Here is a 24,231-nt window from a genome sequence, read left to right as displayed (position 1 = left end):
CGAAATTCTTTTTTAAATTATTTCCTGCGTTTTTTATTTCAAAGACTTCTCTATAGTTGAGCGTTTTTAACTGGCCTGGCGGCCGCGTAAAATAACAACTGGAATAATTCATGATAGAAAATAATGAGTTAGCTAATATTGAGAAAAGAATTGTCACCCGCTTTCTCGATATGTTTATTAAGTTCGGCTTGATACTGGCGCTGGCCTCCTTCTGCTTTACCGTCTTCTCGCCGTTCCTGAACATGATGCTGTGGGCGCTGATTCTGGCCGTCACCCTCTATCCTTTACATCAACACATCGCGCGACGCATAGGCGGGCGGCAGGGGCTGGCATCGACCATATTAGTATTATTCGGCCTGCTGATTATCGTCATTCCGACCATTTTCATGGTGACCTCGCTTGGCGAAAGCGCCGGTAGCCTGATTGATAAAGTCAGCGGCAGCGATCTGACGCTGCCGCCGCCTTCGGCTAACGTCGCCTCTATTCCCCTTGTCGGCGGTAAGCTATATGCGTTCTGGCTGAAAGCCTCAGTGGACCTGCCTGCCGTACTGAGTAGCTATCACGCGCAAATTGGCGAGGCGGCGAAACTGGTGCTCGGCGTGCTGGCAAGTATGGGCGGCGGGCTGCTGGGCTTTGTTCTCTCCTTTATTGTTGCCGGCGCCATCATGACCTGGGGCGCGGCGGGCGCCAACAGCGCCAAACGTATCGCCATCCGTATCACCGATGAAAATAAAGGTCTTGCCCTGAGTCGCCTGTGCACCGGCACCATTCGCGCCGTGGCGCAGGGGGTTATTGGCGTGGCGCTGATTCAGGCCTTGCTGACGGGAATTATCATTACGTTGGCGGGGATCCCGGCCGCCGGCATCTTCTTCGTGCTGGCGCTGGTGCTCGGCATCGCGCAAATCCCGGTGATTCTGGTTACCGCCCCGGCGATTGCCATTATGTGGATGACCGGCGACCACGGCACCGCGGTGAATGTCGTGTTTACCGTCCTGCTGATTGTCGCCGGGATGGTCGATAACGTCCTCAAACCGCTGATGTTGGGCCGCGGCGTAGATGCGCCGATGCCGATCGTTCTGCTCGGCGCGTTGGGCGGCATGGCCACCGATGGCATTCTCGGGATGTTTATTGGCGCCACCCTGCTCTCCATCGGGTATCTGATCTTCATGAACTGGGTAAACGAAGGCGCGGCGAAGTAACCGCCTTGCCGCCAGTCGCTTTCCGCCGGGCCTTACAGGCGGCGAAAAAAAACGGCTCCCTGATGGGAGCCGTTGCGGTTTCTGATGCTCGCTACTTTTATTCAGCGGTAGCACGTACCGGCGGCGCGGAATGGTAATGCGCGTCCGCTTCGGCAAAACGCTGTTGCATCGCCGCCGATGGCGCTTTGCCCAGCAGGCTGAAGACCACAATCCCGATACTGCCGAACAGGAAGCCAGGGATGATTTCATACAGTCCCAGCCAGCCGAACTGTTTCCAGACGATAACCGTGACCGCGCCAATAATCATCCCGGCCAGCGCGCCGTTACGGGTCATACGCGACCACATCACCGAGAACAGCACCACCGGGCCAAATGCGGCGCCAAAGCCTGCCCATGCGTAGCTAACCAGACCCAGTACGCGGTTTTCCGGGTTAGCAGCCAGCGCAATCGCAATCAGCGCCACCACCAGCACCATAAAGCGGCCGATCCAGACCAACTCTTTCTGACCGGCGTTTTTACGCAGGAAGGCTTTATACAGATCTTCGGTAATAGCGCTGGAGCAGACCAGCAGCTGGCAGCTCAGGGTCGACATGACCGCCGCCAGAATAGCCGACAGCAGTATCCCGGCAATCCACGGGTTAAACAGGATTTGCGCCAGCTCGATAAATACCCGTTCGGCGTTCTGGTTAACCGCGCCCGCCAGGCTCGGGTTGTTATTAAAGTAGGCGATACCGAAGAAACCAACCGATACCGCGCCCGCCAGGCACAGGATCATCCAGGTCATACTAATACGACGCGCATGAACAATGCTGTGGTGAGAATCCGCCGCCATAAAGCGCGCCAGAATATGCGGCTGACCGAAATAACCGAGACCCCAACCCATCAGCGAAATAATCGCCACGAAGTTCAGTCCCTTGAGCATGTCGATATTTTCGATGCTTTTTTGCTTAATCACTTCCAGCGAATCGCCGAAACCGCCGACCGAGATAATCACCATCACCGGCGTTAAAATCAGCGCGAAGATCATCAGGCTGGCCTGCACGGTATCGGTCCAGCTTACCGCCAGGAAACCGCCCACGAAGGTATAAATGATTGTCGCGGCGGCGCCGGCCCACAGCGCGGTTTCATAGCTCATACCGAAGGTGCTTTCAAACAGACGCGCGCCGGCAACAATCCCGGAAGCACAATAAATAGTGAAGAACAGTAGGATAACCAGCGCGGAGATAATACGCAGCACGCGGCTTTTATCTTCGAAACGGCCGGTAAAATAGTCCGGCAGCGTCAGGGCGTTGTTGTTGACTTCGGTATGCACGCGCAGACGCCCGGCCACTAGTTTCCAGTTAATCCACGCCCCCAGGGTCAGGCCGATGGCGATCCAGCTTTCGGAAATCCCGGAGAGAAAAATCGCTCCCGGTAGCCCCATCAGCAGCCAGCCGCTCATATCCGATGCACCGGCAGAGAGCGCGGTCACAAATGGCCCAAGGCTGCGGCCGCCGAGAATATAATCGTCAAAGTTCTTGGTTGAGCGCCAGGCAATAAAACCTATCAGTACCATGCCAAAAATATAAACAATAAACGTCACCAACATGGGTGTGCTAATAGCCATGCAAATCTCCAGAATTTATTTCGACAACGTCCAACTTTGTCGTTTTAGCCACTACCGGAACGGGGTAATGGCGTATTGGTTGTATTGGGCGAGCGTATCCTGACGGATGCGTCGGTATTTCACAAACGATTTAACACAGCATTTACACGAAAGTTGTCTCAGGAAAAATAGCAATTTTCTATAGGTTGCACTCCCTCACGTTTTTACGGGTTGCACCTGAAAAAACTGTTAAGCAACGCAGATAAATACGTTATTTGAATGAGGCTATTTATTGGAAAATCTTATCAACACCATTAACAATTCATTCATTTCTCAGCTTGCTAGCCAGGTCACAATTAACAAGGTTGCACAAAGTTGCAACATAGGTGATATTTCTACGCAACCGATAAAAGGGCATTACATAGCTAACAGGAGTTCCCGCAATGGGCACCACCACCATGGGTGTAAAACTTGACGACGCCACGCGCGAACGCATTAAGTCCGCCGCGAGCCGTATTGACCGCACGCCGCACTGGCTGATTAAGCAAGCCATTTTCAACTATCTGGAAAAGCTGGAAAACGACGAGACGCTGCCGGAACTGCCGGCGCTCCTCTCCGGCGCCGCCAATGAAAGTGATGAAGCAGGCGCTCCGGCGGACGAGCCGTATCAGCCGTTCCTCGAATTCGCCGAACAAATCCTGCCGCAGTCGGTCAGCCGCGCGGCGATCACCGCGGCCTGGCGTCGCCCGGAAACCGATGCGGTACCGATGTTGCTGGAACAGGCCCGTCTGCCGCAGCCGTTAGGCGAACAGGCGCACAAGCTGGCTTACCAACTGGCGGAAAAACTGCGTAATCAGAAAACCGCCAGCGGCCGCGCCGGGATGGTGCAAAGCTTGCTGCAGGAATTCTCACTCTCCTCACAAGAAGGCGTGGCGCTGATGTGCCTGGCCGAAGCGCTGCTGCGTATTCCGGATAAAGCCACCCGTGATGCGCTAATCCGCGACAAAATCAGCAACGGCAACTGGCAATCGCATATCGGCCGTAGCCCGTCGCTGTTCGTCAACGCCGCCACCTGGGGCTTGTTGTTTACCGGGAAACTGGTGTCGACCCATAACGAGACCAGCCTCTCCCGCTCGCTGAACCGCATTATTGGCAAGAGCGGCGAACCGCTGATCCGCAAAGGCGTCGATATGGCGATGCGCCTGATGGGCGAGCAGTTCGTCACCGGGGAAACCATCGCCGAAGCGCTGGCCAACGCCCGCAAGCTGGAAGAGAAAGGGTTCCGTTACTCCTACGATATGCTCGGCGAAGCCGCGCTGACCGCCGCCGATGCGCAGGCCTACATGGTCTCTTATCAGCAGGCGATCCACGCCATCGGTAAAGCCTCCAACGGCCGCGGCATTTATGAAGGTCCGGGTATCTCGATTAAACTCTCCGCGCTGCACCCGCGCTACAGCCGCGCGCAGTATGACCGGGTCATGGAAGAGCTCTATCCGCGCCTTAAATCGCTGACGCTGCTGGCGCGCCAGTACGACATCGGTATTAACATCGACGCCGAAGAGGCCGATCGTCTGGAGATCTCCCTCGATCTGCTGGAAAAACTGTGCTTCGAACCGGAGCTGGCCGGCTGGAACGGAATCGGCTTTGTTATCCAGGCCTACCAGAAACGCTGCCCGTTTGTGATTGATTCGCTGATCGACATGGCGACCCGCAGCCGTCGTCGCCTGATGATCCGCCTGGTGAAAGGTGCCTATTGGGATAGCGAAATCAAACGCGCGCAGATGGAAGGCCTCGAAGGCTATCCGGTTTATACCCGTAAGGTCTACACCGACGTTTCTTATCTCGCCTGCGCCAAAAAGCTGCTGGCGGTACCGAACCTGATTTATCCGCAGTTTGCCACCCATAACGCCCATACGCTGGCGGCTATCTACCAGTTGGCGGGGCAAAACTACTATCCTGGCCAGTATGAGTTCCAGTGCCTGCACGGCATGGGCGAACCGCTGTATGAGCAGGTCGTGGGCAAAGTCGCCGACGGCAAACTAAACCGTCCGTGCCGTATCTACGCGCCGGTCGGTACCCATGAAACGCTGCTGGCTTATCTGGTACGTCGTTTGTTGGAAAACGGCGCCAATACCTCCTTCGTTAACCGTATCGCGGATAATACCCTGCCGCTGGACGAACTGGTGGCCGATCCGGTCAGCGCGGTAGAAAAACTGGCGCAGCAGGAAGGCCAGGCCGGTCTGCCGCATCCGAAAATTCCGCTGCCGCGCGATCTCTACGGTAACGGCCGCAGCAACTCCGCCGGTCTGGATCTGGCTAACGAACACCGACTGGCCTCCCTCTCCTCTTCGCTGCTTAACAGCGCGCTGCACAAATGGCAGGCGCTACCGATGCTGGAGCAGCCGGTGGCCGAAGGCGAAATGCAGCCGGTCATCAACCCGGCGGAACCGAAAGATATCGTCGGCTACGTGCGCGAAGCCAGCGATGCCGAAGTGCAGCAGGCGCTAACCAGTGCTATCAATAACGCGCCAATCTGGTTCGCCACCCCGCCGCAGGAACGCGCCGCCATTCTTGAGCGCGCCGCCGTGTTGATGGAAAGCCAGATGCCGACCCTGATGGGGATCCTGGTACGCGAAGCTGGCAAAACCTTCAGCAACGCCATTGCTGAAGTGCGCGAAGCGGTCGACTTCCTGCACTATTATGCCGGTCAGGTGCGCGACGATTTCGATAATGAAACCCACCGCCCGTTGGGCCCGGTCGTCTGTATCAGCCCGTGGAACTTCCCGCTGGCGATCTTCACCGGCCAGATTGCCGCGGCGCTGGCGGCAGGCAACAGCGTGCTGGCCAAACCGGCCGAGCAGACGCCGCTTATCGCCGCGCAAGGCGTGGCGATTCTGCTGGAAGCCGGCGTGCCGCCGGGGGTGATTCAACTGCTGCCGGGCCGCGGGGAAACCGTCGGCGCCGCGCTAACCTCAGATGAACGCGTTCGCGGCGTAATGTTTACCGGTTCGACCGAAGTAGCGACGCTGCTGCAACGCAACATCGCTAACCGCCTTGATGCGCAGGGCCGTCCGACGCCGCTTATCGCGGAAACCGGCGGCATGAACGCGATGATCGTCGACTCGTCGGCGCTCACCGAGCAGGTGGTGATCGACGTACTGGCCTCGGCTTTCGACAGCGCCGGCCAGCGCTGTTCTGCCCTGCGCGTGCTGTGCCTACAGGAAGAAGTCGCCGACCATACGTTAACCATGCTGCGCGGCGCAATGAGCGAATGTCGGATGGGTAATCCGGGTCGCCTGACCACCGATATCGGCCCGGTAATCGACGCGGAAGCCAAAGAGAATATCGAACGCCATATTCAGGCGCTGCGCGCGAAAGGCCGCAATGTCTTCCAGGCGGTACGTGAAAATAGCGAAGATGCCCGCGAATGGAATCACGGTACGTTCGTCGCGCCGACACTTATCGAACTCGAGAGCTTCGACGAACTGAAAAAAGAGGTCTTTGGCCCGGTTCTGCACGTGGTGCGCTATAACCGTAACGAACTGGATAAGCTGGTCGAGCAGATTAACGCCTCCGGCTACGGTCTGACCCTCGGCGTGCATACCCGCATCGACGAAACCATCGCTCAGGTCACCGGCAGCGCGAAAGTCGGCAACCTGTATGTTAACCGCAATATGGTTGGCGCGGTGGTCGGCGTACAGCCGTTCGGCGGCGAAGGGTTATCGGGTACCGGCCCGAAAGCCGGCGGCCCGCTGTACCTGTATCGCCTGCTGTCCAGTCGCCCGCAGGGCGCGGTCGGCGTCACTTTCGCCCGCCAGGATGCGGAGCGTCCGCTGGACGCCCAGTTGAAAACGCTGCTGGAAAAACCGCTGCAGGCGCTGCAGCAGTGGGCGGCAGGCCGTCCTGAACTGCAGGCGCTGTGTCAGCAATACAGCGAGCTGGCGCAAAGCGGCACTCAACGCCTGCTGCCAGGACCAACCGGCGAGCGTAATACCCTGACGCTGATGCCGCGCGAACGCGTATTGTGCGTGGCGGATAACGAGCAGGACGCGCTGATTCAGCTGGCGGCGGCGATGGCGGTTGGCTGTGAAGTGCTGTGGCCGGATAGCGCCCTGCAGCGCGAACTGGCGAAGAAACTGCCGCGTGAGGTCAGCGAGCGGATTCATTTTGCGAAAGCGGATCAGTTGACCAGCCAGGCTTTCGACGCGGTCATTTATCACGGTGATTCCGATCAGTTGCGCGAACTGTGTGAGCAGGTGGCGGCGCGCGACGGGGCGATTGTATCGGTGCAGGGCTTTGCCCGCGGCGAAACCAATCTGCTGCTGGAGCGCCTGTATATCGAGCGTTCGTTGAGCGTCAACACCGCCGCGGCAGGCGGTAACGCCAGCCTCATGACCATCGGCTAAAACGGGCTCCCCGGTGGCGCTACGCTTACCGGGGCTACATAACCCCGCCAAAGGGTAGCCCGGATGAGGCGCTGTGCGCCGTCTTCCGGGAAATCTACGGCGTGTTCAACTAATGACAGCCGACGTCAGCTGTGCTTAATTAAGGCTCCCGGATGGGAGCTTTTTTTATGGGAGTAGAACGATGAAACGCACTTTAATTGCCGTGGCTGCCCTATTAGCCAGCGGTGCGGCGTGGGCGGATGACTGCAGCAACGCCAACACGCAAACCGAAATGAATCAGTGTGCCGCCGCACAATATCAGGCGGCCGATAAAAAGCTGAATGAGACCTGGCAGCAGGCGCTGAAACGCGCCTCCGGCCAACAGCTGGAATTGCTGAAAAAAGCCCAGCAGGCGTGGATTTCCCTGCGTGACGCCGATTGCGCGTTTCTCGCTTCCGGCGCGGAAGGCGGCAGTATGCAACCGATGCTGATAAGCCAGTGTATGACCGATAAGAGCGTCGAGCGCGAAGCCTTCCTCGCCTCGCTGCTTCAGTGCGAAGACGGCGACCAAAACTGCCCGCTGCCGCCGGCCAATTAACGTACGCGGATCCCTTCGATAATCATCCGCTGCACGTTATCCACGGTTTGCTGGAAAAACAACTCATCCTGCAGCGTTGCGCCGGTCACCGCCTCCACCTGAGTGGCGAAATCGGCGTAATGCTGCGTCGTCGCCCAGATCATAAAGATAAGGTGCTGCGGATCGACCGCCGCCAGCTTGCCGCTATCAATCCATGACGAGATTATCGCCGACTTTTCATCTATCAACGCCTTTAGATCGCCGGTCAGTTCGCCCATCAGCAGCGGCGCCCCCTGCAGCATCTCCAGACAGAACAGCCTGGAGGCCTGAGGATGATCGCGCGATACCTCAAGCTTGAGGCGAATATATTCGCGGATCGCCACCAGCGGACTGATATCTTCGCGAAATGCCCGCAGCGGCGCCAGCCAGATGGCGAGGATCCGCTGCAGCACGGCAACGTACAGCGCCTCTTTTGACGGGTAGTAATAGAGTAAATTGGTTTTCGACACCCCGGCCAGTTCAGCGACCTGCTCCAGCCGCGTACCGTGAATGCCGAACTGCGAGAAGGTCTCCAGCGCAGCGGCCAGAATGGCCTCTTTTTTGGCGCTCACCGCCTGTGAACGCTTGCCGGTTTTTTTCACGGCGCCCTGTGCCATACGTCTTCTCCTTCACTAGTCGTCTTCAGCATAGCAAAAGCCCCTCGCCGACACGACCCTGCGCACTCCGATCGCGCATGACTGCCGCTTTTTCGTGCACTGATTTTGACCATTCGGTCCACATTTTCATCATCAAATCCGGCAACCATTACGCAACACATTAATAACAAAACCTTTTTTAAAACTGGCATTACCTTTGCTTTATGTCGACTGCGAGGTGGTTCGGGGAGAGGCAGGATGCCGCACCGCGCAATTTCATCTTCCATGACGACAGAGAGGTAGTTATGAAAATCGGTGTTTTCGTTCCCATTGGTAATAACGGCTGGTTAATTTCCACCCATGCACCGCAGTATATGCCCTCCTTCGAACTGAATAAGGCGATTGTGCAGAAGGCCGAGCACTACCATTTCGACTTCGCGCTCTCCATGATCAAACTACGCGGCTTCGGAGGGAAGACCGAGTTCTGGGATCACAACCTGGAATCGTTCACCCTGATGGCCGGTCTGGCAGCGGTGACGTCGAAGATAGAGATTTATGCCACCGCCGCGACGTTGACGCTCCCTCCGGCCATCGTCGCCCGCATGGCCTCGACTATCGACTCTATCTCCGGCGGACGTTTTGGCGTGAATCTGGTGACCGGCTGGCAAAAACCGGAATATGACCAGATGGGGATCTGGCCCGGCGACGAATACTTCGCCAGCCGCTATGACTACCTGACTGAATACGTTACGGTTCTGCGCGATCTGTGGGGCACCGGGCGCAGCGATTTTAAAGGTGATTACTTCACCATGAACGACTGCCGGGTTAGCCCGCGGCCCTCGCAGCCGATGAAGGTTATCTGCGCCGGGCAAAGCGACGCCGGCATGGCATTCTCCGCCCAACACGCCGACTACAACTTTTGCTTTGGCAAAGGGGTTAATACCCCCGCCGCCTTCGCGCCCACCGCCGCACGTATGATGCAGGCGGCGGAAAAAACCGGTCGCGACGTCGGCTCCTACGTGCTGTTTATGGTGATCGCCGACGAAACCGACGAAGCGGCCCGCGCTAAATGGGAACACTACAAGGCCGGCGCGGATGACGAGGCGCTGGCATGGCTGACCGAACAGAGCCAGAAAGATACCCGCTCCGGCAGCGATACCAACGTCCGCCAGATGGCCGACCCCACCTCCGCGGTCAACATCAATATGGGCACCCTCGTCGGCTCTTATGCCAACGTCGCCCGTATGCTCGATGAGGTGGCGGCGGTCCCCGGTACCGACGGTGTACTGCTGACCTTCGATGATTTCCTGCAGGGCATTGACGCCTTCGGCGAACGTATTCAGCCGCTGATGCGCTGCCGTGACCACATTGCTCCCATTAACCGCGAGGTGGCCTGATGATGATTACCCTTCCCGCTCGCCCGGAATCGCTGACCTTGTCGCCGCAGCACAGCGCGCTGATCGTGGTCGATATGCAAAACGCCTATGCAAGCCACGGCGGATACCTGGATCTCGCCGGTTTTGACGTCTCCGCCACCCGGCCGGTTATCGATAATATTAATCTCGCGGTGGCCGCCGCCCGCGCCGCCGGCATGTTAATCATCTGGTTCCAGAATGGCTGGGACGAACAGTATGTGGAAGCCGGCGGCCCCGGCTCGCCGAATTACCATAAATCCAACGCGCTGAAGACCATGCGCCAACGCCCGGAACTGCAGGGCAAGCTGCTGGCAAAAGGCGGCTGGGATTATCAACTGGTTGACGAATTGCGTCCCCGTGAGGGCGATATCATCCTGCCGAAACCCCGCTACAGCGGTTTCTTCAATACCCCGCTCGACAGCATTTTACGCAGCCGCGGTATTCGCCACCTGGTGTTCACCGGCATCGCCACCAACGTCTGCGTCGAATCGACGCTGCGCGATGGCTTCTTCCTCGAATACTTCGGCGTGGTGCTGGAAGATGCTACCCATCAGGCAGGCCCCGCCTTCGCGCAACAGGCGGCGTTGTTCAACATTGAAACCTTTTTCGGCTGGGTCAGCGATGTCGGTAGCTTCTGTCGTGCCATAGAAGGCGCCGCCCCGCTCGCTTTTACCGAGGAGAAACGCTATGCCTAAACAGGTGATTATTCCCCCCGGCACCGCTACGCCGATTGCCCCCTTTGTTCCTGGGACGCTCGCCGACGGGGTGGTATATGTCTCCGGCACTCTGCCGTTTGATAAGCAAAACAATGTGCTCTACCCCGGCGACCCAAAAGCGCAAACCCGTCACGTGCTGGAGATTATCAAAAGCGTTATCGAAACGGCGGGGGGCAGTATGGCGGATGTGACCTTCAACAGTATCTTTATCACCGACTGGCAAAATTACGCCGCGATTAACGAGGTTTACGCCGAGTTTTTCCCCGGTGATAAACCGGCGCGTTTCTGTATTCAGTGCGGGCTGGTGAAACCCGATGCGCTGGTGGAGATTGCCAGCGTCGCCCATATCGGTACTCCAATATGATGAGGCTCAATATTGCCCCACCGCCGTGGCCCGGCGCGCCGGTGGTGGTGCTGAGCGCCGGTCTTGGCGGCGGTGGCGCGTACTGGCTGGCGCAGCGGGCGGCGCTGGCACAGCATTATCAACTGGTGTTCTATGACCATAACGGTACCGGGGAGAACAACGGCCCGTTGCCGGAAAATTACAGCATGGCGTCGATGGCGCAGGAGCTTTTCCTCGCTCTGCAGGCGGCCGGTCTCATGCGCTTCGCGCTGGTTGGCCACGCGCTGGGGGCGCTGATTGGGATGCAGCTTGCGCTCGACTATCCGCGCGCGGTCCGCGCGCTGGTGCTGGTTAACGGTTGGCTAACCCTTTCCCCGCATACCCGCCGCTGCTTTGAGGTTCGCGAACGCCTGCTGCATGCCGGCGGCGCTCAGGCGTGGGTCGAGGCTCAACCGCTGTTTCTCTATCCGGCGGAGTGGATGGCGGCCCGCCTGCCGCGTCTCGAAGCTGAAGACGCGTTGGCCATTAGCCATTTCCAGGGCAAGGAGAATCTATTGAAACGGCTGCAGGCCCTGAAACAGGCGGATTTTTCGCGCCGCGCGGCGGCTATCGCCTGCCCGACGCTTATCATCAGCGCCGCCGACGACCTGTTGGTACCCGCCTCCTGCTCGCGAATGCTGCGGGCGTCTATCCCCAATAGCCGACTCGTGGAAATGGCCTGGGGCGGCCACGCCTGTAACGTTACCGACAGCGAGACGTTTAACCCCCTTTTATGCGACGGACTGGCGGCCCTGCTGCCGGTCGCCGAGGAGAATATATGAGCGAAGCAATCAACCAAAAGGCTTGCGAGACGCTATTCACCCACGCCCGAACCTACAACGGCTGGCGCGAACAGGCGGTTAGCGATCGGCAACTGCAGGAGATTTACGACTTGATGAAAATGGGGCCGACCTCGGCCAACTGTTCACCGGCGCGAATCGTTTTTGTGCGCAGCGCCGAGGGCAAAGCGAAACTCCGCCCAACGCTCTCCAGCGGCAATATGGAAAAAACCATGCAGGCGCCGGTCACCGCCATCGTGGCCTGGGATAGCGCGTTTTACGACCGCTTGCCCGCGCTGTTTCCCCACGGCGACGCCCGGAGCTGGTTTACTTCCAGCCCGCATCTGGCCGAGGAAACCGCCTTTCGCAACAGCTCGCTGCAGGCGGCGTATCTGATTTTCGCCTGCCGCGCGCTGGGCCTCGACACCGGTCCGATGTCGGGGTTCGACCGCGAGAAAGTCGATGCGGCGTTTTTCGCCGACAGCGGCTGGAAAAGCAATCTGCTGGTGAATATCGGCTATGGCGACCCCGACAAACTGTACGACCGGCTGCCGCGCCTGAGCTTTGATGAAGCCTGCCTGCTGGCATAAGGAGACAGTAATGAACGTAGCGGATCAACACAGTTTTCGTGACGCCATGGCTCATGTCGGCGCGGCGGTCAACATCATCACCACTGAAGGGCCTGCCGGGCGCGCCGGTTTTACCGCCAGCGCAGTATGCAGCGTAACCGATACCCCGCCGACGCTGCTGGTATGTCTCAACCGTTCGGCGTCAGTCTGGCCGGTATTCAGCGAACATCAAACCCTTTGCGTCAATACCCTCTCGGCAGGGCAGGAGACATTATCGAATACTTTTGGCGGCAAAACCCCGATGGCGGAACGTTTCGCCGCCGCCGACTGGCAAACCGGCGCGACCGGCTGCCCGCGGCTGAAAGAGGCGCTGGTCAGTTTTGACTGCCGCATCGACCAGCGGCTGCAGGTCGGCACCCATGACATTCTGTTTTGCCAGGTCGTGGCCATCACCCGCCAACAGGAACCGCGAGGTTTGATGTGGTTTGACCGCAGCTACCACACGCTTATGCGGCCCGTTTGTTAACCTCTCACCCGGGATATCATCATGGCACTCTTCAATTTTCCTCGCTGGCAGTTGACCTCCCCCGCCACGGATGCCGGCGTTGTCGCCCCGGATGAACGTCTATCCGCCGGGCAAACGCTGATCATGGGCGTTCAGCACGCCGTGGCAATGTTTGGCGCAACCGTATTAATGCCTTTATTGATGGGGCTTGATCCGAACCTGGCTATCCTGATGTCGGGAGTGGGCACTCTGCTGTTCTTTGTCGTCACCGGCGGCCGGGTACCGAGCTATCTTGGCTCCAGCGCCGCCTTCGTCGGCGTGGTCATCACCGTGACCGGCTTTACCGGTCAGGGGTTGAATCCTCATCTCAGCATCGCCCTCGGCGGTATTATCGCCTGCGGGTTGCTCTATACCCTGATCGGTCTGGTGGTGATAAAAATCGGCACCGGCTGGATAGAGCGTCTGATGCCGCCGGCGGTAACCGGCGCGGTGGTGATGGCGATCGGTCTTAACCTGGCGCCGATTGCCGTGCACAGCGTTTCCGCCAATGCCTTCGACAGCTGGATGGCGATGCTGACGGTGCTGTGTATCGGCGCCGTCGCGGTGTTTACCCGAGGACTGCTGCAGCGTCTGCTGATCCTGATGGGGCTTATTATCGCCTGTGCGCTCTATGCGCTGCTGGCCAACGGATTCGGTCTTGGCAAACCGCTGGATTTTGCCCCTGTCGCTCAGGCGGCATGGTTTGGGGTCCCGCACTTTACTTCGCCCACCTTTGACACCCAGGCGATGCTGCTGATTGCGCCGGTGGCGATTATTCTGGTGGCGGAAAACCTGGGGCATTTGAAGGCCGTAGCGGGAATGACCGGGCGTAATCTGGATCCCTGGATGGGGCGCGCGTTTGTCGGCGACGGGCTGGCGACCCTGCTTTCCGGCGCCTGCGGCGGTAGTGGCGTCACCACCTATGCGGAGAATATCGGCGTCATGGCGGTAACCAAAGTCTATTCAACGCTGGTGTTTGTCGCCGCGGCGCTGATCGCCATCCTGCTCGGCTTTTCGCCCAAGTTCGGCGCCCTGATTCATACGATCCCAGGCCCGGTAATAGGCGGCGCGTCAATCGTGGTTTTTGGTTTGATTGCGGTCACCGGGGCGCGGATATGGGTGCAGAATCGGGTCGATCTCAGCCAGAATGCGAATTTAATCATGGTGGCGGTGACGCTGGTTCTGGGCGCAGGCGATTTTACCTTGTCGTTGGGGGGCTTTCGCCTGGGCGGGATTGGCACGGCGACTTTCGGCGCTATTCTACTGCATGCGTTGCTTAACCGCCGCCAGCATCAGGAAAAGGTGGCGAAAGCCACTACGGTATAACGTGAGTATTGGTTCGCCCCGGCGGCGCGGCTGCCGGGGCGAAAATTAGGGCTCGCGCCGATCCGCGAGCTCTGGTGCTTCCTCCGCCACGATCTGCGGCCGCGATTTTTTCTTCCACTTCAGCTCGCTGACCAGCACCCCGGCGAGAATAAACAGACAGCCCACCAGCGCCAGCAGCGGCAGACGCTCGCCGGCGATACGACCAAACACGCCAGCCCAAACCGGCTCGCCGGTGTAAATCAGCGTCGCCCGCGTCGGCGATACGCTACGCTGCGCCCAGTTCATGGTGACCTGAATAATGGCGCTGAAAATCCCCAGTCCCAGCGCGACGGCCAGCAGTTCCGGGCGCATCGGCGGGATAGACTCCCCTGCCGGGCCCATCGCGGCAAAAGCCACCAGCGAGGCAGTCGCCAACTGTACCACCGTCACCCGGCGCACATCGACCTGACGCGCCCACGCGCTGATTAAAATGATCTCGGCAGCGATAGCCACCGCGCTTGCCAGGGTAATCATTTCGCCAATCCCCAAAGCCAGCAGGTTGTTTTCCGGCCCCGCCAGCAGGATCAGCCCGATAAACGCCAGCACGATGCCCACGCAAGACATGACGCCGGGCATGCGCCCCAGACAGAGCCACTGCAACAGCGGCACCAGCGGCACATACATGGCGGTAATAAACGCCGATTTACTGCTGGAGATGGACTGTAAGCCCCAGGTTTGCAGGCTGTATCCGAGCGCAATCGCTACGCCAATCGCCACACCGGCCTTAACCTCAAGCCAGGTCAGGCCGCGTAGCGTACGCAGCGACAGTAGCGCCACCGCCAGCGCGGCGGTGGCGAAGCGCAGGCCGACGAAGAAAAACGGCCCGCTAAAGCTCACGGCGTATTGTACGGCAAGAAAGGTACCGCCCCAGAACATGGTGATCACAATCAGGATCAGTTCCTGCGGCGTTATCGAGAGTTTGAGCGAAGACATGAGGCGACCAATAGCAAAATATAGCTAATCAGTTTCGCAGGCGCTTCAGGCTAAAAGCAACACTCATTAACAAAAAAACCGCCGACATACGTCGGCGGCGAGGGTGATGCGGCAGGGTCGGGGGAGATTAACACCGCATCATTAAAGACAGTCCCGGCTAGCTATTGCGATTACCGTGACTATTTTTACCCCCTTTTTTGCCAGCTTCCGAGGCGCGTTGAGGATCGTTTTTAAAGTTCCCCCCGCTGTGCTGGCCACCTTTACGACCTGCTTCTGATGCTCTGGCACGATCTTCGGCAAAGTTGCCGGAACCGCCACGATGGTTTGCCATTACTGACCTCCATTGGGTTTGACATCATATTGCATTAGGTGAGTTCAGGGCCTAAGCCCCCGCGACATATGGCATGGCCATTATGCATCGCGTGCTTATAAGCGTAGTAAATGAAACTCATTCCCTGGAAAAATAGTCACATCCCGCAACATTTAATCGTTAAAACCAGACGCCAGCCGCCAGCGCAACCGCTAAGCATTTCTTCTCACAGCTGAAATCAGCCCTGCGTAAAATGTATCTATTTGCTACGAGGTATGTTGCAAATTAATCTTTGCCATTTTGTTATAAATCAAACAAATGTTTGTTGGATTTGCACTCTGCGCCACAGGTCTTATCTTTATAGATAGCCAGTCGTTTGGCTGGACAATTACGCAACCGAGGAGTGATGCAAATGGCTAAAATTCTGGTGCTTTATTATTCCATGTATGGACATATCGAAACCATGGCTCATGCCGTTGCCGAAGGGGCAAATAAAGTTGACGGCGTTGAGGTGGTTGTGAAGCGCGTGCCGGAAACTATGCAGGCTGAAGCGTTTGCCAAAGCAGGCGGGAAAACACAAAATGCGCCCGTCGCCACGCCGCAGGAACTGGCGGAGTATGATGCCATCATCTTTGGTACCCCTACCCGTTTCGGCAATATGTCGGGACAGATGCGCACCTTCCTGGATCAGACCGGCGGCCTGTGGGCGTCTGGCGCGCTGTATGGCAAAGTCGCCAGCGTCTTTAGTTCAACCGGTACCGGCGGCGGCCAGGAGCAGACAATTACCTCAACCTGGACTACCCTTGCCCATCATGGGATGATCATTGTGCCGATTGGCTACGGCGCGCAGGAGCTGTTCGATGTCTCCCAGGTGCGCGGCGGCACGCCGTATGGCGCAACCACCATCGCAGGCGGCGACGGCTCCCGTCAACCAAGCCAGGAAGAGCTGGCTATCGCTCGCTATCAGGGTGAACACGTCGCCAATGTGGCTGTGAAATTACACGGCTAACCTTTAACAGGAGGAGTTGCATGCCGAACCAAGAAGCGAAGGCCCACCACGTGGGCGAATGGGCAAGCTTACGTAATACCTCTTTGGAAATCGCCGAAGCCATTTTCGAACTCGCGAATTACGATGAAAAGCTGGCGGAGAAAATTTGGGAAGAAGGCAGCGATGAGGTGCTGTCGCGAGCTTTCGCCAAAACCGACAAAGACAGCCTCTTCTGGGGCGAACAGACCATCGAACGTAAAAACGTCTGACGACGATCGCCTAATGCGGGCTTCAGGCCCGCATATTCCCGTATAAAGGTGGTCATAACTGACCTTACCTGAAGCCCTCCCCCTGACAACATTATGAATGTTGCCGGGCATAGTTATTGATTACCTCGTTAAGACGATCGTCATTTAAAGCGTATTATGGTTGCCGGTTATGAGGCGCGCAGACCGTGAAAGACACCTTTCCGGGATCGGCAGTATATAAAAATTGCCATTATCCTTGTCAATCATCCCATAAAAAATAACATCGCCGAGATTTGCAACAACTCGTAAAGTGCTATATTCAAAGTACTGCATTTTCCCCGTACTGGTGACTATCTTTCCCAGGCCGTCAATACAGTTCAACTCTACGCTCCTGGTGCTGCGCAATGAGCGCATACTGCGCTTTATTAACACATTAGCCCTTATTGCAGTAAGACATCGAAGCGTAAACTTCCTGTATTTAACGCACCTTGCTAAATAGGTTTTATAACAATAGTCCTGCAATCGGTGTTTGTATTTTTTAAAGACAACAATAACCATCGGAAATACAATTAAAAATGCGAGTACAGATTCAACGGAGTAACCACGAAGCTTAAAAGAAATAATAAATGAGGTAAAAATTGAGATGGTCATCACAACATTAAATCGGCGTGCAAACTTACCCTTGTCGGCAACCTTGAACCATTTTGTGGTTTTTGTGTTTTGTATATTATACTTCAGAAAATATCTTAAATAGTTTTTCAGCAAGTAAGCTTTAATTGTACGAGCCTCAGTTTTAGTAAGCTCATAATTAACGCTTGAATATATCACCCATGAATCATTCATAATCTTCCATAATATAATTTTATTGTTTCGCATACCCTCTGCATTTCTCAATAAATTATGTGCATCCTTGCCGCAAATATCAACACATTAACGTAAAGACTATCCTGGAAATAATTTTCAGCATAATGCCATCAAGCATAAACCCGGATTGCTCCGGGTTTTTTGTTCTATTTTGCCGCCTCGTTCATGACCTTTTTGAACGTCTCCAGCGGGCAGAATCCCTGATCATCTACCGGACAACCGTTAAGCGCCAGCGTGACCCGCTGCGGCGGGGATTGCAGGCTCAAGGCGTCCGCGTTGCGCAGCTGTTCAGTGCTTTGATAGACATACTCAATCTTCATTAAATCGCGATTGCTGCCGCTATCGTGCCAGCGTTGGAACAGCAGCTTGCCGCCGATGGGGGTGCGCTCATACTGGCCCGGTAACTGGTAGGGTTTAAAGTCCAGCGCCGTCAGCAGCGAAGCGATATTGGAATCATGCCCGACCAGCAGCGTTACTTTCGCCTTACCGGCGCCATCGCCCACCAGCGCATTATCGATATATTTGACCAGCGGCTTAGCGACGTTGCGCGCCACTTCCGCGGAAGTAAACAGGCTGTCCTGATAGCCATTTTTCAGCTTCGACAACACCTGCCACTGCTTATCGCTGGCAATTTCGCCCCACGCCACCTGATCCTTCGGAAAACCTTCGTAGTACTGCAGGGTGAAGGCGTCGACCAGCGAGTTGCCGACCTTCAGCGGCCCGGAGACGCCCGGCTCCTGCTGATATTTGGCGCTAAAGGTATCTTTACCGTCGCTAAGCGAGCAGACATGCTTTTCTTTACAGGATGGCGAATTGCGATAGTCGGTCATCTCTTCCAGCAGCTTGTAGCTCTCAGCGAGCTGCATCCCCTGACGCTCTTTCTCCATCGCCTGCACCGCTTTTTGCGCGAATTCGGCTGAATCGTCGGTAATGACCGGGTTGAAAGTGGGATCCATGGTTCCCATCTGCGGCTGATGATGCACAGGCACCCCGCAGCCCGGGAAAGCGCCGGTGATAAAGAACTGCGCGGTTGCGACGGTCCGCTGCAGGCTATTGGCGTAGGCGTAAACCGCATTCTCCGGCGGGCACTCGCCGCTGGTCACCAGCTTCTGCTGCGCCAGCCACTCACGCATATAGTGGCCCATATAGACTTCCAGCACGCCGCCTTTGGTGGTCAACTGGCCGCCAGGCACATCCCACTGCGGCCAGGATTTTGGCGTCGACTGCTCGAGTACGCTGCCGTTATTGGCTAGCGGAGCGCGCAGGTTGTGGCGGCTCATGATCAACACCTGTTGCAGCTGATACCCCTCTGGCGCAGCGGCGTCCTGCGCCTGGGCGCCGGCGGATAACAATACGGCCCCGGCCACCGCGGCGGCAAGTAGACTTTTTTTCATCCCTTCATCCTCAGTCATTTATTATCATCGCCATCATTGTGACGGATTTATGACATTTTTGCGGGCAATGGCTCACAAACTGAGGCGTCGGTCGCTTTTTTAGCGCTTCAGCCGGTCGCCATAATCGCGCATCCATTCCGCCAGCGGTTGCAACGCGCTGCGCATCGACAGGCCCAGCGGCGTTATCTGGTACTCCACACGTGGCGGTATTTCAGCGTACACCTCGCGGGAGACCAACCCGCGCTGTTCGAACAAGCGGAGCTGCCGGGTCAACTCTTTTTGAGTGATCGGGGCCGCCGCCCGCAACAGTTCGCCAAATCGCACCGGTTCATTAAGCACGATCAGCCGATATAAAATCGGAATCGCCCATTTCCCGGCGATCAGATTAACGAAATCCGTCATCGGACAAGGTTGTGGATCAAATTTTTTTTGCGCCGCCCGCGCAGTCTTTACCGTCATTGCACACCTCTTTGCGCATTAGTATCCATTTGGTACCTGGTATCCTTTGGATACTAAATTTTTTATAGTGCCTTTTCCACCCCGCACATTGGAGTTTCACAGATGGCACGTTTAGCAGGTAAATATACGCTGATTACCGGCGGTACCAGCGGTATTGGGTTAGCCACCGCGCAAGCGTTTATCGCCGAAGGGGCGAAAGTGGCAATCACCGGTCGCAATCCTGACGCCCTTGCACAGGCACAGGCGCAATTAGGGGAAAACGGCTGGGCCATCGCAGCGGATGCCGGCGATATTGTGGGACAGCGGCACCTGGCACAAGTAATTAGCCAACGCTGGCCACAGCTGGATGCGGTATTTATCAATGCAGGGGACGTTACCCATGGCGCGATTAGCGACTGGACGCCCGCGCAGTGGGATCAACTGATGAACATCAACCTGAAAGGACCGTTCTTCCTGCTGCAGGCACTACTGCCGCTGCTGGCGAATCCGTCATCGGTCATCCTTTGCGGATCGGTAAGCGCCCATATCGGGCTGCCCGCCAGCAGCGTGTACGCCGCCAGTAAAGCTGGAATATTATCGCTGGCGCGCACGCTGTCAGCGGAGCTGCTGTCGCGGGGAATTCGCGTCAACGGCCTGAGTCCCGGCCCGGTTCGAACTCCGGCGCTGAACAAACTTGGGCTCGGCGCAGATGCGCTGCAGGCGTTACAGGAAGAGATTAAAGCACTGGTACCCCTGGGCCGGATGGGCACGCCAGAAGAGCTGGCGAAAGCGGCGCTGTACCTGGCGTCGGATGAATCAAGCTACGTGGTAGGAACCGAGCTGCTGGTTGATGGCGGCACCGGCAACTTGTAAATCCGGAAGGCGGCGCTTATTCCGGTAAGGGTACCGCCGCCAGCGTACAAATCGCTTCATGTTCGCCGCCCCGGCGATCGACCATAACGACTTTATCGCCGGCTTTTTTTCCTTCACAGGGTTTAAGCACCTGCTCGACGATTCGTTCGCGAACCTGTTGGCTTTCCGACTGTGCCCAACAGGCAAAAGTCGTCAGCATTAGCGCCGAAGCAAACAGGCCAGCGGTACTGTTTTTAAACATGCATTACTCTCAGAAAATTCTCATTCAACGATTAGCGTACCAGCCGCAATCCCGTCCGTCTGTAAAATGACTTAACGGAGTGTTACGTCAGACGCTAAGGCGCTCACAGAGCGCCATCAACACATTAACACCATCAATACTTTAACATAATGAGCCATGGCTGATGCCTTTGGCACTTTTAGGTCATCTTTCGGAAACATCCCGATGCTATCGTCTTCGTGAGGCGTTATTTTTTCTTCTGTTTAAACAAATCATTAGGTTAATTTATGTCGGGTTTTGTGCTCTTTATCGTGGCGATTGCTCTACTGGGAGTCGCCGTTTACAGTCTGGTGTCCTATATCAAAGAACGTCGCGCCGGTCAGTTGCCAACCGATAAAAAAAAGAAATAATCCCCCTTTGCCAATCTTTACACCTGGGCTACGTAACAAACAGAGAAGGCAGGCTTAGCGCCTGCCTTCTCTCCTGCTATCACTAAAAGTTAAGACTCCCAGGCCTGCTCCGCCTTTGTTGCATCAAACTGCGGCGGCGGTTTACGGAAACGGCGGGTCAGGTAAGTGAGATAAAGCAATCCCAGCGCCGCCCAAACCAGACCTAACGTCAGCGAGGTCGCCTCGAGGTTCAACCACAGCACCCCCACGGTCAGGGCGCCGACCATCGGCAACAGTAGGTAGTGGAAGCGATCTTTCCAGGTTTTGTTATAACCCTTGCGCCGCCAGAAGTGGTTGTATACCGAGAGATTGACGAAGGTAAAGGCCACCAGCGCGCCGAAGTTGATTAGCGCCGTCGCGGTCACCAGGTCGAAGAACAGCGCCGACAGCGCGACGATGCCCACCATAATCACGTTGAGCGCAGGGGTTCGCCATTTCGGATGCACATAGCCGAAAATGCGCTCCGGGAAGACGTTATCGCGGCCCATCACGTACAGCAAGCGCGACACGCTGGCGTGCGACGCCAGGCCCGATGCCAGGGTATTAACAAAAGTGGTGCACAGGAAAATCGACTGGAACAGCTTGCCGCCGACGTAGAGCGCAATTTCCGGCAGCGCGGCGTCCGGATCTTTAAAGCGATGGATATCCGGGAAGAACAGCTGCATAAAGAACGAGGCGACGATAAAAATAATGCCGCCGTACATTGCGGTAAGGAAGATGGCCTTCGGGATCACCCGCGCGGCATTCGGGGTTTCTTCTGAAAGCGTGGTAACGGCGTCAAAGCCGAGGAACGAGAAGCAGACAATCGTCGCGCCGGTAATAATCGGGATCAGATGCGCATTCTCGCTGATGAACGGCTGCAGCGACCAGACGGTACCCACACCCTCGCCTTTATGCAGCCCTTGTACCACCAGAACCACAAACACCACCATGATGGAGATCTGCACCAGCACGAACAAAGTATTGAAGTTGGCCACCAGGTTGACGCTTTTCAGATTCGCCGCGGTCAGAATGGCGACAAAGGTCACCACCCACACCCACGGCGGCACTTCCGGAAACAGCGCGGAGAGGTAGATCTTCGCCAGCAGGACGTTAATCATCGGCAGGAACAGATAGTCCAGCAGTGAGGACCAGCCGACCATAAAACCGATGTGCGGGCTAATTGATTTTTGCGCATAGGTGTAGGCCGAGCCCGCTTCCGGGAACTGGCGCACCAGCTTGCCGTAGCTGATGGCGGTGAACAGCACCCCTGCCAGCGCCAGCAAATAAGAGGCTGGAACGTGGCCATTACTGATACCGGAAACGATGCCGAAGGTATCAAACACCGTCATTGGGGTCAGGTAAGCCAGCCCCATCATCACCACTTGCCACAGTTTGAGCGATTTACGCAGACGCGGTTTTCCCGCCTGAGCGGCGTTTTCTGCAGGAAGATTAGCAGCCATGACGCATTCCCCCCATGCCGACGACAGTTTGCGGGCACAAAGACCGGGTAACAAACCTGCTTAGCAAGGGGGTAAGACGTAAATAAAAGGGTAAGACGGACCGATGAACGGCGGTAAGTTGGCATCCAATGCGGCCAAAGAGGCCCCCTTCTCCCTGCGGATATTTGAACATCTGCATCATCTCATTTCCTCGTCACACACTGTGTCGTTAACTGAAGCCCCGTTGCCGCCTGCGCTCCTTAACGCGACATCCGGGAAATGGCTGGGCTCCCAGCAAAAAGGACGACCAGGCTCCGCTCAGGCCGTATGATGCTACCGGTTAAACTAATGCGCCCCTTTCGGGGCGAACATCAGGCGTTTTTCAACATCCACTCAATTTCGGTTTCTGTGATAAGACGCTCAAACTGCAGTAACTCATCATTCTTACAGGCGTGGTAAACGTGGCAGAAACGCTCGCCAAGACGCTCCCGCAGATGATCGTTTTGCATAAACTCCCACAGCGCATCGCTCTGGCGGATCGGGAACGGCAAGCCTTCTTGTTCCAGACCATTACCTTCCACCTCTTCCTGCAGCGGCAGCGGATTATCCAGCCCGTGCAGGATACCGGCGAAAATCGCCGCCATCACCAGATACGGGTTGGCGTCCGCCCCGGCCACGCGGTATTCAACGCGGTGGTTATGCCGATCGCCACACGGAATACGCAGCGCTACCGTACGGTTGTTATGCCCCCATGACGCCTGGGTCGGCACATACATGCCCGCCTGGAAGCGACGATACGAGTTCACGTTCGGCGCCAGCAGCGCCATCGACGCCGGCATCAGGTCAATCATCCCGGCCAGCACGCGTTTCAGCAGGGCTGAATCCTCGCCGTCCGCATCCGCCAGCACGTTTTCACCTTTATTGTTTTGCATGCTGATATGGATATGCATCCCGCTACCCGCATGCTCTTCATAAGGTTTCGCCATAAAAGTGGCGTGCATCTTATGCTTCTCCGCCATTAAACGCACGAGACGTTTTAATGCCAGCGCATCATCGCACGCATCCAGCACGTTATCGGTGTGGTGGAGGTTGATTTCGAACTGCCCTGGAGAGGCTTCGGCCACCGCGCCATCCGCCGGGATCAGCTGTAACTGGGCCAGTTCATCAATATCATTCAGTACATCGGCAAAATGGTTGAGGTTATCAACGGAATAGACCTGGCTTTGGGTATTGCGGTCGTCGGTGCCGGGCGCGCACGGCGGCTGCAGGTAGCCTTCGGCATCGCGTTTGCGATCGAGTAAATAGAACTCCAGCTCTACCGCTACCACGGGGAACAATCCGCGCTGGCGGAGCTGCTGCCAGAGGCGGTTGAGTACGTTCCGCGGCTCAACGTCAAAGGGAGCGCCATCTTCATCAACCATGGTCAACAAGACCTGGCCGATGTATTCCGGATCGGCGGCCGAAGGGGTCAACGTACCCAATACCGGGACGCAGCTGCGGTCCGGTTCGCCCATATCCTGGCCAAGCCCGGCCTCTTCCACCACGTTGCCGAGAATATCCATCGCGAAAACGGATGCCGGGAAGTAGCAGCCTTTCTCCAGCTTGCTGAGGCTGGCAACCGGGATGCGTTTGCCGCGGAAGCAGCCGTTCAGGTCTGTGAGAAGTACATCGACATACTGAGTATTGGGGTAGGTTTCGAGGTAGCGCTTCACTTCTTTAGCGAACGCGCTTACCCGTCTCTCTTCCGTCTGCTGAACAAAATTCTCAACTTCTACGATATTGGTATCCATGATTCACCGCCGTTGTTTTAGTTTTCGGACCCTGACTGAAAACGTCAAATATAATGTCCACCCTTCGAATGTGTATGCAAACAAAATGTTTGTCAAATGTTAAATTAAGTTTGCAAACGGCTATTTCCACTGCTAGATTGATAAAATATTGA

General features: G+C 56.7%; 24 protein-coding genes. 14 read left to right on the top strand and 10 right to left on the bottom strand.

Annotated elements, in window-relative coordinates; all coding sequences use genetic code 11:
• Positions 1 to 110: 110 nt before the first annotated feature.
• Positions 111 to 1,199 (top strand): AI-2E family transporter, encoded by a 1,089-nt coding sequence (locus PGR10_RS00340; protein WP_430922735.1) that lies wholly within the window; start codon positions 111 to 113, stop codon positions 1,197 to 1,199.
• 97 nt (positions 1,200 to 1,296) lie between these two features.
• On the opposite strand, the gene putP is transcribed toward PGR10_RS00340, so the two are convergent.
• Complete coding sequence (gene putP, locus PGR10_RS00335; protein WP_045365591.1) at positions 1,297 to 2,805, bottom strand: sodium/proline symporter PutP; 1,509 nt, start codon at positions 2,803 to 2,805, stop codon at positions 1,297 to 1,299.
• Between the two features lie 422 nt (positions 2,806 to 3,227).
• On the opposite strand from putP, the gene putA reads away from it, so the two are divergent.
• Both putA and PGR10_RS00325 read left to right on the top strand, forming a co-directional pair.
• Positions 3,228 to 7,190 carry a trifunctional transcriptional regulator/proline dehydrogenase/L-glutamate gamma-semialdehyde dehydrogenase gene (gene putA, locus PGR10_RS00330; RefSeq protein WP_047050552.1) on the top strand — a complete coding sequence of 1,321 codons (3,963 nt, stop codon included), beginning with the start codon at positions 3,228 to 3,230 and terminating at the stop codon, positions 7,188 to 7,190.
• A gap of 181 nt (positions 7,191 to 7,371) precedes the next feature.
• The gene (locus PGR10_RS00325) at positions 7,372 to 7,767 is read left to right on the top strand and encodes a lysozyme inhibitor LprI family protein (protein WP_087858034.1); all 396 of its coding nucleotides are present in this window, start codon (positions 7,372 to 7,374) and stop codon (positions 7,765 to 7,767) included.
• On the opposite strand, the gene rutR is transcribed toward PGR10_RS00325, so the two are convergent.
• Positions 7,764 to 8,402: an HTH-type transcriptional regulator RutR gene (gene rutR / locus PGR10_RS00320; RefSeq protein WP_015367241.1), complete on the bottom strand. Its 639-nt coding sequence runs from the start codon at positions 8,400 to 8,402 to the stop codon at positions 7,764 to 7,766. The genes PGR10_RS00325 and rutR overlap by 4 nt on opposite strands.
• A 284-nt stretch (positions 8,403 to 8,686) precedes the next feature.
• Between rutR and rutA the strand changes: the two genes are divergently transcribed.
• Genes rutA through rutG form a run of 7 tightly spaced genes read left to right on the top strand, consistent with a single transcriptional unit; the run spans position 8,687 to position 14,112 of the window.
• A complete protein-coding gene (rutA, locus tag PGR10_RS00315; protein WP_087858035.1) occupies positions 8,687 to 9,778 on the top strand; it encodes a pyrimidine utilization protein A in 1,092 nt (363 codons plus the stop codon).
• Between the two features lie 2 nt (positions 9,779 to 9,780).
• Positions 9,781 to 10,491 carry a pyrimidine utilization protein B gene (gene rutB, locus PGR10_RS00310; protein ID WP_430923087.1) on the top strand — a complete coding sequence of 237 codons (711 nt, stop codon included), beginning with the start codon at positions 9,781 to 9,783 and terminating at the stop codon, positions 10,489 to 10,491.
• Positions 10,484 to 10,876: a pyrimidine utilization protein C gene (gene rutC / locus PGR10_RS00305; protein WP_213793815.1), complete on the top strand. Its 393-nt coding sequence runs from the start codon at positions 10,484 to 10,486 to the stop codon at positions 10,874 to 10,876. Before rutB ends, rutC begins: the two co-directional genes overlap by 8 nt.
• Positions 10,873 to 11,676 (top strand): pyrimidine utilization protein D, encoded by an 804-nt coding sequence (gene rutD, locus PGR10_RS00300; RefSeq protein WP_430922734.1) that lies wholly within the window; start codon positions 10,873 to 10,875, stop codon positions 11,674 to 11,676. The genes rutC and rutD overlap by 4 nt, the downstream gene beginning before the upstream one ends.
• Positions 11,673 to 12,263, top strand: coding sequence for a malonic semialdehyde reductase (locus tag PGR10_RS00295; RefSeq protein WP_213317056.1), 591 nt, complete (start codon positions 11,673 to 11,675; stop codon positions 12,261 to 12,263). The genes rutD and PGR10_RS00295 overlap by 4 nt, the downstream gene beginning before the upstream one ends.
• A gap of 10 nt (positions 12,264 to 12,273) precedes the next feature.
• Positions 12,274 to 12,768: an NADH-dependent FMN reductase RutF gene (rutF, locus tag PGR10_RS00290; RefSeq protein WP_087858038.1), complete on the top strand. Its 495-nt coding sequence runs from the start codon at positions 12,274 to 12,276 to the stop codon at positions 12,766 to 12,768.
• A gap of 21 nt (positions 12,769 to 12,789) precedes the next feature.
• Positions 12,790 to 14,112, top strand: a complete 1,323-nt coding sequence (rutG, locus tag PGR10_RS00285) for a pyrimidine utilization transport protein G (protein ID WP_316424521.1) — start codon at positions 12,790 to 12,792, stop codon at positions 14,110 to 14,112.
• Positions 14,113 to 14,157: 45 nt separating this feature from the next.
• On the opposite strand, the gene PGR10_RS00280 is transcribed toward rutG, so the two are convergent.
• Both PGR10_RS00280 and PGR10_RS00275 read right to left on the bottom strand, forming a co-directional pair.
• Entirely contained in the window at positions 14,158 to 15,084 is a 927-nt protein-coding gene (locus PGR10_RS00280) for a DMT family transporter (RefSeq protein WP_113374225.1), read from the bottom strand.
• Between the two features lie 157 nt (positions 15,085 to 15,241).
• Positions 15,242 to 15,415 carry a general stress protein gene (locus tag PGR10_RS00275; RefSeq protein ID WP_015367250.1) on the bottom strand — a complete coding sequence of 58 codons (174 nt, stop codon included), beginning with the start codon at positions 15,413 to 15,415 and terminating at the stop codon, positions 15,242 to 15,244.
• 391 nt (positions 15,416 to 15,806) lie between these two features.
• Between PGR10_RS00275 and wrbA the strand changes: the two genes are divergently transcribed.
• Both wrbA and PGR10_RS00265 read left to right on the top strand, forming a co-directional pair.
• A complete protein-coding gene (gene wrbA, locus PGR10_RS00270) occupies positions 15,807 to 16,403 on the top strand; it encodes an NAD(P)H:quinone oxidoreductase (RefSeq protein ID WP_015367251.1) in 597 nt (198 codons plus the stop codon).
• Between the two features lie 20 nt (positions 16,404 to 16,423).
• Positions 16,424 to 16,651, top strand: coding sequence for a YccJ family protein (locus PGR10_RS00265; protein ID WP_015367252.1), 228 nt, complete (start codon positions 16,424 to 16,426; stop codon positions 16,649 to 16,651).
• A 144-nt stretch (positions 16,652 to 16,795) separates the two neighbouring features.
• Here PGR10_RS00265 and PGR10_RS00260 read toward each other — a convergent pair whose 3' ends face one another.
• From PGR10_RS00260 to PGR10_RS00250, 3 genes are all read right to left on the bottom strand, one after another.
• On the bottom strand, positions 16,796 to 17,473 hold the full coding sequence (locus tag PGR10_RS00260; protein ID WP_430922733.1) for a hypothetical protein: 678 nt from the start codon (positions 17,471 to 17,473) through the stop codon (positions 16,796 to 16,798).
• A gap of 167 nt (positions 17,474 to 17,640) precedes the next feature.
• On the bottom strand, positions 17,641 to 18,888 hold the full coding sequence (gene agp / locus PGR10_RS00255) for a bifunctional glucose-1-phosphatase/inositol phosphatase (RefSeq protein ID WP_113374226.1): 1,248 nt from the start codon (positions 18,886 to 18,888) through the stop codon (positions 17,641 to 17,643).
• Between the two features lie 99 nt (positions 18,889 to 18,987).
• Positions 18,988 to 19,347 (bottom strand): winged helix-turn-helix transcriptional regulator, encoded by a 360-nt coding sequence (locus PGR10_RS00250; RefSeq protein ID WP_087858043.1) that lies wholly within the window; start codon positions 19,345 to 19,347, stop codon positions 18,988 to 18,990.
• Positions 19,348 to 19,449: 102 nt separating this feature from the next.
• Here PGR10_RS00250 and PGR10_RS00245 point away from each other — a divergent pair, with 102 nt between their 5' ends.
• Positions 19,450 to 20,199 (top strand): SDR family oxidoreductase, encoded by a 750-nt coding sequence (locus PGR10_RS00245; protein ID WP_087858044.1) that lies wholly within the window; start codon positions 19,450 to 19,452, stop codon positions 20,197 to 20,199.
• 16 nt (positions 20,200 to 20,215) lie between these two features.
• Here PGR10_RS00245 and PGR10_RS00240 read toward each other — a convergent pair whose 3' ends face one another.
• Positions 20,216 to 20,440: a hypothetical protein gene (locus PGR10_RS00240; protein WP_087858045.1), complete on the bottom strand. Its 225-nt coding sequence runs from the start codon at positions 20,438 to 20,440 to the stop codon at positions 20,216 to 20,218.
• A gap of 266 nt (positions 20,441 to 20,706) precedes the next feature.
• On the opposite strand from PGR10_RS00240, the gene PGR10_RS00235 reads away from it, so the two are divergent.
• A complete protein-coding gene (locus PGR10_RS00235) occupies positions 20,707 to 20,829 on the top strand; it encodes a small membrane protein (RefSeq protein WP_430922732.1) in 123 nt (40 codons plus the stop codon).
• A gap of 89 nt (positions 20,830 to 20,918) precedes the next feature.
• Here PGR10_RS00235 and PGR10_RS00230 read toward each other — a convergent pair whose 3' ends face one another.
• Both PGR10_RS00230 and PGR10_RS00225 read right to left on the bottom strand, forming a co-directional pair.
• Positions 20,919 to 22,310, bottom strand: coding sequence for an APC family permease (locus PGR10_RS00230; RefSeq protein ID WP_087858046.1), 1,392 nt, complete (start codon positions 22,308 to 22,310; stop codon positions 20,919 to 20,921).
• Between the two features lie 350 nt (positions 22,311 to 22,660).
• Complete coding sequence (locus PGR10_RS00225; protein WP_087858047.1) at positions 22,661 to 24,079, bottom strand: glutamine synthetase family protein; 1,419 nt, start codon at positions 24,077 to 24,079, stop codon at positions 22,661 to 22,663.
• Between the last annotated feature and the right edge of the window lie 152 nt (positions 24,080 to 24,231).

This window comes from Klebsiella sp. 141198 (assembly GCF_050600785.1).
Classification (GTDB): Bacteria; Pseudomonadota; Gammaproteobacteria; order Enterobacterales; family Enterobacteriaceae; genus Klebsiella; species Klebsiella aerogenes.
This window is presented reverse-complemented; position numbering and strand designations above follow the sequence as displayed.